5 protein-coding genes and 1 pseudogene are annotated in these 12,143 nt (G+C 39.1%); 4 read left to right on the forward strand and 2 right to left on the reverse strand.

Annotated elements, in window-relative coordinates; all coding sequences use genetic code 11:
* Nucleotides 1-2: 2 nt before the first annotated feature.
* Together AS141_RS24000 and AS141_RS24005 are read right to left on the reverse strand one after the other, a co-directional pair.
* Complete coding sequence (locus AS141_RS24000; protein ID WP_057940256.1) at nucleotides 3-4,247, reverse strand: two-component regulator propeller domain-containing protein; 4,245 nt, start codon at nucleotides 4,245-4,247, stop codon at nucleotides 3-5.
* A gap of 318 nt (nucleotides 4,248-4,565) precedes the next feature.
* Nucleotides 4,566-5,003, reverse strand: a pseudogene (locus tag AS141_RS24005) (transposase); the annotation flags it as partial.
* A 413-nt stretch (nucleotides 5,004-5,416) separates the two neighbouring features.
* Between AS141_RS24005 and AS141_RS24015 the strand changes: the two are divergent.
* From AS141_RS24015 to AS141_RS24030, 4 genes are all read left to right on the forward strand, one after another.
* Nucleotides 5,417-6,754, forward strand: coding sequence for an IS4 family transposase (locus AS141_RS24015; RefSeq protein WP_082632417.1), 1,338 nt, complete (start codon nucleotides 5,417-5,419; stop codon nucleotides 6,752-6,754).
* Nucleotides 6,755-7,353: 599 nt separating this feature from the next.
* Nucleotides 7,354-9,600 (forward strand): protein-disulfide reductase DsbD family protein, encoded by a 2,247-nt coding sequence (locus AS141_RS24020; protein ID WP_057940265.1) that lies wholly within the window; start codon nucleotides 7,354-7,356, stop codon nucleotides 9,598-9,600.
* Between the two features lie 223 nt (nucleotides 9,601-9,823).
* Nucleotides 9,824-10,693, forward strand: coding sequence for a sugar phosphate isomerase/epimerase family protein (locus tag AS141_RS24025; RefSeq protein WP_198293606.1), 870 nt, complete (start codon nucleotides 9,824-9,826; stop codon nucleotides 10,691-10,693).
* 68 nt (nucleotides 10,694-10,761) lie between these two features.
* A complete protein-coding gene (locus AS141_RS24030; RefSeq protein ID WP_057940261.1) occupies nucleotides 10,762-11,673 on the forward strand; it encodes a sugar phosphate isomerase/epimerase family protein in 912 nt (303 codons plus the stop codon).
* Nucleotides 11,674-12,143 lie beyond the last annotated feature (470 nt).

The raw sequence follows: 12,143 nt of genomic DNA on the forward strand, positions 1-12,143 counted from the left end.
AATCAATTATTGCTTCCATCCTGAATTTTTCCTTCTGGATTTTTCTTGGCGTACTCAGATGGGCTTACACCGAACTGTTTTTTAAAACAGGTTCTAAAGTACTGAAGATCGTTAAATCCGACTTCATAAGTAACTTCTGAAACATTAAATTGTTGATGTTTTAATAATTGGGCTGCTCTTTTTAATCGGATATTACGAATGAATTCCACTGCTGTCTGACCAGTTAACGCTTTTATTTTTCTATATAAGGGCATACGACTCATGGCCACATCCCTTCCCAAATCCTCCACACGATACTCAGGATCTGAAATATTTTCCTCAATACTTTGAAGTACCTTTTTCAGAAATATTTCATCAAGCGGAGTAATGGCTATTTCGTTGGGCTCCAGAACCAATTTATTATTCTGGGTAAACCGTTCCCTAAGGATTTCTCTTGATTTTATAAGGTTCTTTACCCTAACTTCCAGCTCATTGGAATCGAAGGGTTTAGAGACATAGTCGTCGGCGCCAGTTTCCAATCCAATAATTTTATTTTCAGAATTCGCCTGGGCGGTTAATAAAATTATTGGTATATGAGAAGTTTGGATGTTGTTTTTCAATGACCTGCACATATCTACCCCATTCATCTTAGGCATCAGTATATCAGAAATGATTAAATCCGGCAATTTATCAAGACCCATTTTCAGGCCCTCTACCCCATTCACAGCTTCTATGACATGATAATTTCCTTTTAATCTTGTTTTTAAATATGTCCGCAAATCATCATTATCCTCCACCAATAAAATTAAAGGGATACCCTTTTCTCTTGATTCATTCTCATCAGTTGAAGCTATTATTTCTTCTTCTTCCAATTGTACCAAATCCATAGCAGAAAGATTTTTATAGGATGATTCCCAACTTCTATCTGCTAGTTCCTTTTCATTAAAATGCTCTTTCCCAAGTGGTAACAGCACTTTAAAGGAAGTGCCAGCACCAACAATACTTTCTACTTCAATTTTACCTTTGTGTAGTTCTACCAATTCTTTGGTCAGGGATAAACCTATACCAGAGCCTTCTTTGTCCCCTGGATGTACACGATGCGCCACCTGATAAAAATGGTCGAAAATATAATTTAAACTATCTTCTGGTATGCCTATTCCACTATCTGACACACTTATTTCTACATAATGAGATGATCTCTGAGTACTATTGATTGTTTCCTCTGGCTCGTTTACAATTTTTACTGACAAAATAATTTCTCCCGAATCTGTAAATTTAAAAGCATTTGAAAGTAGATTAATAATAATTATTTCAAGCTTATCGCGATCAACATATACCTGAATAGGCTCTTCATCCTCAGGATAGGTAAAAGAATAGGTTAACCGTTTTTTCTGAGCATAGGATTCAAAGGACGAAAAAAGAGGTTTAAGAAAATCTACAAGGCTTATTTTGGATGCCGTGAACGTCATTTTACCTGAATCTAATCTCGATAAATCAAGAAGTTGATTAATTAGTCTTAGCAACCTCTTTGCATTTCGAATCATGATTTGAAAATGACTCCTTAAATCCCCCTGAATATTACCACTATACATGTCTTGAAGTGGACTTAATATTAATGTAAGGGGCGTACGGAATTCATGTGAGATGTTGGCAAAAAAATTGGATTTTAATCTCTCCATTTCCTGCATTTTGATTAATTCCATATGCTCCAGTTTCAAATCACTCCGTAGTTTTAACTGCCTTATCAAGGTTTGACGGTACCAGATCAATACACCTACAAGGGACAGGCCATACAGGGTATAAGCCCAGCCTGTTTTCCACCAGGGAGGCGTAATTATCAGTTTTAAAGAAGGAGCTGCTTTGTTCCAGTTCCCATGGGTATGGGTGCTAGTAACGCGGAACGTGTACGTTCCCGGTGGCACTTTAGAATAATTTGCATTCCTCTGACTTCCTCCGTCCTGCCACCCTTTATCATATCCTTCCAAAATATAGGAATACATGTTTTGGGAACCGTGTGAAAAATTTAACGCGACGAATCCTATAGTAAAGTTATTCTGATCATAGGCAAGAATAATTTCATCTGTCTCGCTGATGTGCTTACGTAATGGTGAGTTCTCCTGGTTCGGCTTGATTAACCTATTATCTACCTTAATTTCTGTTAGATAAAGTGGGTAGTCAAAGGATTTATCTTTTATGTCTTCAGGCCAGAAAGCATTAAATCCGTTCACACCTCCAAAAAGGAGTTCTCCTGCTTTGGTCTTTAAGTAAGAACCCCTAATAAACTCCTGTGATTGTAAACCATCTTCGGTTGAATAATTCTTGAAATTCTCTGAAATAGGATTAAACATGCTCAAACCTTGATTCGTGCTAAGCCAGAGAAGACCCTTATTATCTTCTAAAATCCCATGAATTACATTATCAGGTAATCCATCTTTTTTATGATAAACATGAAATGAATTATTTTGATAATCAAATTTATTTAAGCCTTTCCAGCTACCTATCCAAAGATTATTGTTACTGTCCTCAGTAATAGTATTGATAATATTACTACTCAAACTGCCAGGGCTATGGGAATCATGTTTATAATGGGAAAAAGTGACTTGGTTTTTCCCTCCCCAATGCATTAAATTTAGTCCACCCCCATCAGTTCCAATCCATAAATTCCTTCTACTATCCTCAAATAACATAGTAATCTTGTTATTACTGATGCTTGTTTCATTATTAGGATTATAGTTATAATGAACGAAGGAATCTGTGTTAGGATCAAAAAGGTTCACTCCCCCCAAAAAAACACCAATCCACAATTTACCATAGCTATCTTCAAGCATTGTAAAAATATTATTTCCACTAATACTGGTGGGGTCAGCTGAATTGTGTGCATAACGCTTGAATGTACTTGTTTCTTCATCAAATAGATTAAGTCCACCTCCCCAGGTACCCACCCATAAATTTTTCTGGCTATCAAATAATAGAGAAAGCACGGAATTGCTACCCAGGCTATTAGCCATCGTAGGGTCATGATTATAGTGGGTATAGGTATTGTTTTCTCTGTCATAGTAACTTAACCCCCCGCCGTCTGTCCCAATCCAAAGGTTCCCCAAATCATCTTCTAAAAAACATGTAACGTCTTTATTACTTAACGTATAATTTCCTGAAGGCTTTATGCTAATGTGGTTGAAGTTTTGTTGATGCTGATTCCAATTATCTAAGCCCCGGTTCCGTGCCCCTATCCACATTGTTCCGTCATGGTCCCTAAAAATAGACCATATTGAGTTGCTACTTATGCTGTATGGATCAAGTGGATCAGGATATAGATTTGTAAAGACATTTTGCTTTACATCATAAATTGAAAGACCTCCGACCTGGGTACCAATCCATAATCTTCCCGATAAATCTTGGGAGATACTTATAATTGAATTGCTGCCCAAGCTATTGGGATTGTTTTTTTGGTGCTGATACCGTGTGAAGTCGACACCATTTTTATTTTCGACCAAAAGATTTAGCCCATTCGGCGTACCCAGCCATACTCTTCCTTGAGAATCCTTATAATATGTCCTTAATACGTTGCTGCTAATACTTCTTTCGTCGGATTCATTAAACCGATGATGTACGAACTTTTTGTTTTCTTGGTCAAAGAATTCCAAGCCCCCTCCTTTTGTTCCAACCCATAGATTAAACTTATTGTCTTCAAAAATAACCCCAATATTATTATCTGAAAGACTTGTAGGATCGGAAATATCATTCTTGAAATGAACAAAATCTTTATTTTCAGGAAGAAATAAGTTAAGGCCATATTCAGTTCCTACCCATAATTGCTGGTTTTTATCCTCAAACAGGCAGGTTACAGAGTTAGAGCTTAAACTGTAGGGCTTGTTCTTGTTGTGATAAAAGTGAGAAAAAGTATCACTTTCTCTATTATATAAATTTAATCCTCCTTCTAAAGTGCCGACCCATAGGTTCCCTTTACTGTCTTCCAACATATAGGTGACGTAACTATGGCTCAAACTTGCACTGTCTTCTTCGGAATTCTCATAAATAGTAAATTCCACCCCATCGTATCTATTGAGTCCATTTCTTGTTCCAAACCACATAAACCCCCTACTGTCCTGCAGCATACAGGTGACAGTAGTCTGAGATAGCCCTTCAGTCAAATGGTCGAATTTGATATTATCAATAGAACTATTTGTTTGGGACCAAACCCGGGAATTTGGGCCAATGATGAGTAGCAGCCCAAAAGCCAAAATTGATCCCCAATTATATATACTCATATTTCCCTGCGCATTTTTTTATTACAACAAGCTAAAAAAAATCCTTGCCAGTAGTAGCGGCTCAAGGGAGATTCAGCTTCTTTCCTACCTTATTGTGAAATGTCACCACTTATATATTTTTCACATTAAACGTTGCGCTAATAGTATATAGTGACTGTAAACTTTCCCTATTTAATCCTTCCTTTGGTGGTTAAACCTGATATATAATAATCTGTAGCCTCTGGAATCTGTAGCCTCTGGCCTAATGTAGGGCTGTTATTGAACATACACAAAACAAAATGAAAATATTTTACAATTGGGGTCAATAACTGTTTTGAATTAGGCGTATGATAAATAAAATTCCTTGTATGGATAAGGTAGTTTTTCCACCATCCTTTTCACGAGTTTTTCAAAGATTCTTTCCTTCATCTTATGCCTGTTGAAACGGTAGGTATACTCATCGATGTAGGGCTGCAGGTGGAGCGCAAAATGGTGGATGCCCCTCACCCATGCTTTGAACAGGATCACCGTCCTATGAAGCTGGCGGAAGTTCAGTCCCTCCCTTTTGGATTTTTCCCGGATCAGCTTGGGAAATTCGCTTTTCAGGCTTTTATAGCCGTTCCACCGGTCTGTCCTCACCTCTGCAACCGAGATATCTGTATGTCCAACATGAACCGTTTCAGCTGCTTCCGGGCTGCGACATCCACCACCCCGTCGGTAGATGCGGGAAACACCTTTCCCTTTATGCTCCATGGCCAACACCATGATCTGCTTCTTGCCCTCGTTGCGCCCAGGGAATTCTCGTCCTGGCCTTCCACATAGGTCTCTCTACATCAACCTTCCTGTCCATGGGGTGGTTTCCGCTACTCGACATCGCCTTCATCACCTTCTGCTTGAACAGCCAGCAGGTCATCTGCCTAAGTTCTGTGCTGCTTATTCCGCTTTTGCTTGCGGACATATAGTAGACGATGTAGAACGCCTTCAAAAGCGAAAACTTGAGCAGTTGGAACAGGGTACCGGACGGGGATTCCAGCCGGCTACATTTGGTGCACGACCTGTCATAGTTCTCGATACTCTGGTAATAGTGTCCGTGGCCGCGCTTTCTGAGCCGATAGCCACCCTTCCACTTCAGGATAATGGTGCTAACTTAAAAATTTTATTATCTTAGTATAGTTTAAAACTGAGATAACATGAAACTGAACAGGTCATTAGCAATAAGCACGAGCATCCAAGAGTGTAAAATGGGCAATATCATAGGGCTGTTGGAGAAAGAGTTTCCCTACGTTGCAGATCAGGAACCGGAAGGAGCAAAAAGCCGGACGCGTGTTTTCACTTCCCGGAATACGTTGTTGACAATGGTTTTATCAGCCGTCCAGCAGGACAAAACCTTAAAGAAATCGGTGGATCTGTTCTATATGATCCACCGGCAGCATAAACAGCAAGCCATGGAAGCACTGGAGGCGCAGTTGGGACAGGAGAGGGTTTTAGACCAACAATCCCCTGCCAAAAAAGCAGGCCGTCCAAAGAAGTACGCCCTGCATCTGCCCAAAAGCCTGGAGAAAGACATTTCGCTCAACACCGCTGCCTACAGTAAAGCGCGGGAACGGCTTCCTGTCGGACTTGCCGAAGAACTGTTTAGGGGCAGCCGTATCAGTGATGCAGGGAATTCCTATTCCCATTGGTACGGATACCGGGTGCTGATAGGCGACGGGACTTACCTGCAGCTTCAGGATACAGCAAGCATCAGAAAGGAATACGGCGTGAAGCATCAGGGCGAAGAAAGCGGGGGGTATCCCCAGGGGTTTCTGGAAACCGTCATGGAAAGAGGGACCGGCCAGCTCCACGGCTTCAGGTTATCAAACAGACACGTAAGCGAGTTGTCACTGCTCTATGAAATGATTGACGGACTGCCGGCCGGCTCATTGCTGCTCCTGGAAGGTCTTTACAATTGTTATGAGATTATCTCCAAATGTAAACACAGCGGGGTTGAACTGGTGATGCCCTCAAAACGTGAAAAAAGCCATGAATTGGTAGAAGTCCTCAGTGACGGCGATGAAATCATCCGCATAAAGACACCCAAAAACAGGTCTAAATGGCTGGAGGAAAACGAGAAAGCGAATACGTTTTTACTCCGGCGGATCGTATGCCAGAGTCCCGACGGAAAAGAGCACATACTCCATACCACCATTTTGGATAAAAAGATAGGAAAACAGGAGATCCAACTCCTTTATCTTACCAGATGGGATATAGAAATCAGTATACGTGAGATCAAAACAATCATGGACATCAATATATTACGTTCCAAAACCCCTGAAATGGCACTCAAAGAGCTCACTGTCTCATTGGCCGCCTATAATCTGATACGGAGAATAATTTACGCAAGCATCAAAGACTTGCCTTTTTTCCCCAAAGAAGACTTCATTCAAAAATTCTATACGCTTAATAAGGATCTTCTTATTGACAAAAAAGGAAGAGTATACAATAGATGGTCAACGGGACGTAGAAGAACTGGAATATCTGATACGTAAACAACTGCTACAAAAGCGAAAACCCGGAAGAACATACGACAGGCGGACAAAGCAAGGCAAGTATCGAAAATATAAATAATTATACTAAGTTAGCGCCATTACAATTCAGGGAGGCCAGGGTAGTCAACACAGCTTTTCTCATCGGGAAACCGCTCCTGAAACTCGAACACAGACAAACTCTTAAATTGCTTCTATAATTTTCTTCCTATACCCTCAATAGTACAGATTTTTAGATATTTAAAAACACCTAGTTCAATAACTACTTTATCATCAGATAAGATGTCTGATGTGCTGGCTTTAATAAATTAAATCTTCCGGATGATAAAATGCCATTGCTATTTTTGAAATATACCATTGCCCCACAACAGAAAAATAATCATTCTTTGAGGAATAAATTCTACTGGTAGGTCTGCAATTTTATGTACGGATCCCTCAGCAAAATTGCTTTCCTAATATTAAGAATTTTCTACCATGTAGGATTATAGATAGGGATTCCTGAAGATGATGAATCAAGGATAATGCGAGATGGAAACATTAATCCTTTAACTATCAGGTGCCTTATGTTATTAAATGCCAAAATCTTATCAAATACCATTATCATGACACGCTCTTATAAAAATTGTCGGTTCTTACTTCTTTTCTTCTTTCTTATTTTATCCGGAACCACTTCGTCCCAAATATTAAAACCAGCGACGTGGTCCTATACTGCTTCTACAAAAGAAATAAAAGTCAATGATCAAATAGAATTGATCTTCAATATCACTATTGATAAAGATTGGTATATGTATTCTACAGATTTTGATCCTGATTTAGGACCAATGGTCACAACATTCAATTTCCAACCTAATAAAACCTATGAACTGATCGGGGAAATCAAACCAATTAATCCGAAGAAAATATACAGCGAGACATGGAAAGGCGAATATACCTACTTTGTAGAGACTGCTCAGTTTCGTCAACTAATTAAAGTGCTAAGTAACGATCTTGTACTTGAGGGAAATGTTGAATACCAGGTTTGTACCGATGTAGATGGCAAATGCATTCCATTCGATCAGGACTTCTCTTTTTCAGATTTTGTTGTTCCTTCACAAAATTCCGCTCCTGAAGTTACCGCTAAAACAAATACAACAACTGAAATACCGGATGGCCATATACAGTCCATCCCTGTAGAAAAGGGTGAAAAAGTTAAGACAGCAGATGGTAGTGTAACCCACAATCTAAAAGAACCATCTGAGCCAATCAATGACCCCACTCGGGTAAATGAAGAATTCTCCAGCAAAAAAAACACGGAGTTGGAAGTAAGTCCTGACTTGCTGAAGCCGGAAAAAGCAGTTTCTGAAATTTCTTCTGTCAATTTATCCCTGATAGACCCTAAACCCTCTGTGTCCCTGCTGTCATTCATGTTGATAGCTTTTCTAGCAGGAATGGCGGCTTTGATTACTCCATGTGTATTTCCCATGATACCCATGACTGTTACATTTTTCACATCAGACAGTAAAGACCGCAAGCAAGCCATCGCAAAAGCTCTAGTTTATGGTTTATCCATAATCGTGATTTATACTTTAATAGGTACCCTAGTATCTAGGTTGAATGGGCCCGGATTTGCTAATTGGTTAAGTACACATTGGATACCTAACCTCATGTTCTTTGCCATATTTATCTTTTTTGGTTTATCGTTTCTGGGCCTTTTCGAAATTGTATTGCCTCACGCTTTAGTCAATAAAATAGATAAGGAAGCTGACAAAGGAGGTTACTATGGAGCCATCTTCATGGCTTTTACCATTGTATTGGTTTCTTTTTCCTGTACGGGTCCTATTGTGGGCAGCATCTTGGTTGAATCAGCAGGGGGTGCTATTATAAAACCTATTGCCGGGATGTTCGCTTTTTCTATGGCATTTGCTATTCCGTTTACTTTGTTTGCGATTTTTCCGGATTGGCTGAAAAACCTGCCGAAATCCGGTGGGTGGCTAAATTCGGTAAAAGTGGTGTTGGGCTTTTTGGAATTAGCTCTGGCACTTAAATTTTTAAGTATTGCTGACCAGGTATACCATTGGAAAATTCTTGACCGAGAGGTTTTCCTGGCTCTCTGGATCGCATTTTTTACTGGTATGGTATTGTATTTATTAGGCAAAATAAGATTGCTTCATGATAGCGAATTTAAAACAATCGGTGTGCCTAGATTAATTTTGGCGCTATTGACGCTCTCTTTTATTATCTATTTGATACCCGGCCTTTTTGGAGCCCCACTAAAATCACTTGCCGGTTTTTTACCACCTATGACCACCCAGGATTTTAATTTAAGAACCATGTCGGCGTCAGGTTCAGCTAACGTCACTACTCTTTGTGAGGAATCGCCCAATAACCCAGCTTCGTTGAGCTTCCCCCATGGGATAGAAGGATACTTTGATCTTGAGCAGGCCCTATCATGTGCCCAGAGCCAAAATAAACCGATATTTATAGATTTTACCGGTCATGGATGTGTCAACTGCAGAAAAATGGAAGAAAGGGTTTGGTCGGAACCGGAAGTATTGAGCCGCTTAAAAAATGACTTTATAATGGTGGCTTTATATATTGATGAAAAAACTGAATTACCTGAATCTGAATGGTATACTTCAACCTATGACGCTAAAGTGAAAAAAACAATCGGCAGCCAAAATTCCGATATGCAGATTACCAAGTTTCAGAACAATGCACAGCCTTATTATGTAATCATGGACCCAAAAGAAAATGTTCTGGTGAGACCCATTTCTTATGAAACTGATGTTGAAAAATTTATAGAGTTCCTTGATGAGGGCATTTACAACTATAAAACAAAATCAGAAAATGCAAATGCTGCTCTAAAATAGTTATTGGATTTTTTGGAAATGATAAACAGAAAAAACAGTTACTAACTTGGCAGAACGACCTTATAAAAATCAAGTTAGAACAGTGCTATAAAACTATTTAGAAGAATCAAAAAAATGGTTCCAAACCTTGCTCAATGCACTTTTGGAATTGGAATATATACCTGAAAACTTGGGAGCCTAAAGAAATATAATATATGGTTTGGGCACTAAAACATCATTGAACTTGCAATTTTTAACTAAAAACAACAATAATTCTATGAACACAAGACGAGAATTTTTAAAAGTTTCCGGTGGACTTCTGGTTGGAGGTATGTTTATACCATACTTAACCGAAGCCGCAAAAGTAAAAAACGTAGGTATCAATCTCTATTCTGTCCGGGAGCAAATGCTCTCCGATGCAGCAGGAACTTTAGAGAAACTTGCAAAGATAGGTTATAAAGAAATAGAATCGGCCAGAAGTGAAAAAGGAAATTATTATGGGTTGCGACCAAAGGAAATCAAACAAATTACCAAAGATTTGGGACTTTGTTTACGAAGCAGCCATGTGTTAGTTAATACAGACTGGAAGCAAAGTGTTGAGGATGCGGCTGAAGCCGGACAACATTTTCTGATTTCGGCAGGATTACCTTCCAGGGGACAAACTGTAGATAATTATAAAAGGGTGGCTGAAGTCTTTAATAAAGCTGCCGAAGACTGCAAAGAATCTAATCTTATTTTTGGATATCATAACGGAGGCTCTGATTTTACAAAGGAAAATGGGCAAATTTTGTATGACGTTTTACTTAACAACACTGATCCAGATTTAGTGAAGATGGAATTGGATCTTGGCTGGGCAATTGTCGGTGGTGCCGATCCGCAGGAATATTTTGACAAATATCCTGGGCGTTTCCCCTTATGGCATCTGAAGGATATCAAGAAGGATAAAGAAGAAAGCACCGAATTCGGAAAAGGCCGGATAGATATTGTCGGTTTACTGAAAAATAAAAAGAAATCCGATATGAAATATTTTTTTGTAGAACAAGAGGAATGGGAAAATTCGCCTATGGAAAGTATAAGCTTTAATTTCAATTATTTAAAGAATTTGAGGTTTTGATCCAATCATGTGGAGAAATAAAAAGCACTATATAGAAAATAATTTTACTGATATTACTAATGATGACTATGAAAAATATAAAACTTTATTCTATTCTGAGCATTTTGAACAAATCAATGATTTTAATTCCTTTCATTATTATAACCTCCATAGTATTCACTTCCTGCAATGAGTCGAAGAATAAGATTGATATATTTTCAAATGATAATTTATTAGCTTGGTGTGTAGTGCCTTTCGATGCAGAAAACCGGGGTCCTCAGGAGAGGTCGAGAATGTTGAAAGACTTGGGGATAACTAAGTTGGCCTATGATTGGAGAGATGAACATATACCAAGTTTTGATCAAGAATATAAGATATTAAATGAAAATGGGATAAGACTTCAAAGTTTTTGGATGATGAGCGGAAATGATCCTGCTAATGATTCCAGGGTGCATACTGTATTTGATTTTCTGGAAAGAAATGAGGTGGATACTGAAATATGGTTACTCGTTGAAGAAGGGGAAGGGTTTTCGGACCTAAACCAGAATGAAAAAATAGCGTCAATGGCCGAATCAGTCCGGTACATCGCAGAGAGGGCCGCAAAAATCAATTGTAAAGTAGGTTTATACAATCATGGTAACTGGTTTGGGGAGCCGGAAAACCAATTGGCAATTATTGAACATCTCGACGAGAAAAATGTGGGCATCGTGTTTAACTTCCACCATGCAGCCTCCTATCAAGAACGTTTTGCTGAGTTTTTTCCCAAAATAAAACCACACCTTTATGCTATAAACCTGGCTGGACTTAAGAAGGGAGACAGTAAAAAATTTTATGAGGTTGGCGAAGGGGATGCAGAACAAGATATGATCCGGATTATCAGAGCCAGCGATTACAAGGGCCCAATAGGCATCATCAACCACAACACCCAGCGAGATGCGATGATAGGACTGGAAATTCAGATGGCGGGATTAAATCAAATACTTCAATCAATCGAAGAGTAAAAAAAATATGAAATTTGTCATCAAATGCAAATACATAGATCTCATTATACTGTTCAGTTCCCAAGAAAGAAAATAGGAATTGAAACCTCAACAATTCACTCCTTACTGAATATGCATATCACTGTGTTCCTGTGTCCTTTTTCATCCGAAAACATAATCGGCAGATACCTAAACCTTCAAGTTCTTGGGTAGAGGCGTCTCTAAAAACAAAACCGCTGGCTACTGTAAAAAGTACGGAATCAGGGTTGGTTTGGGAAGGACAAAACCGTGTAATAAGTCAGTGAATCAATATTTGAATGCTGCAAAAAATATTCTAAAAGAAGGATTGCAACTATATGGGCAGGGACTGTCCATTACACAGGTGGAGCGGAAATCAGACTTTGGCAACGAAGCACACGCCAGGAAACCCGAAGCCCATCCCATCTACCTACTACATCTAGTCTTATAGCACCGGACAGTATGGATACCTT

The sequence above is a fragment of the Algoriphagus resistens genome (assembly GCF_001442615.1).
Classification (GTDB): domain Bacteria; phylum Bacteroidota; class Bacteroidia; order Cytophagales; family Cyclobacteriaceae; genus Algoriphagus; species Algoriphagus resistens.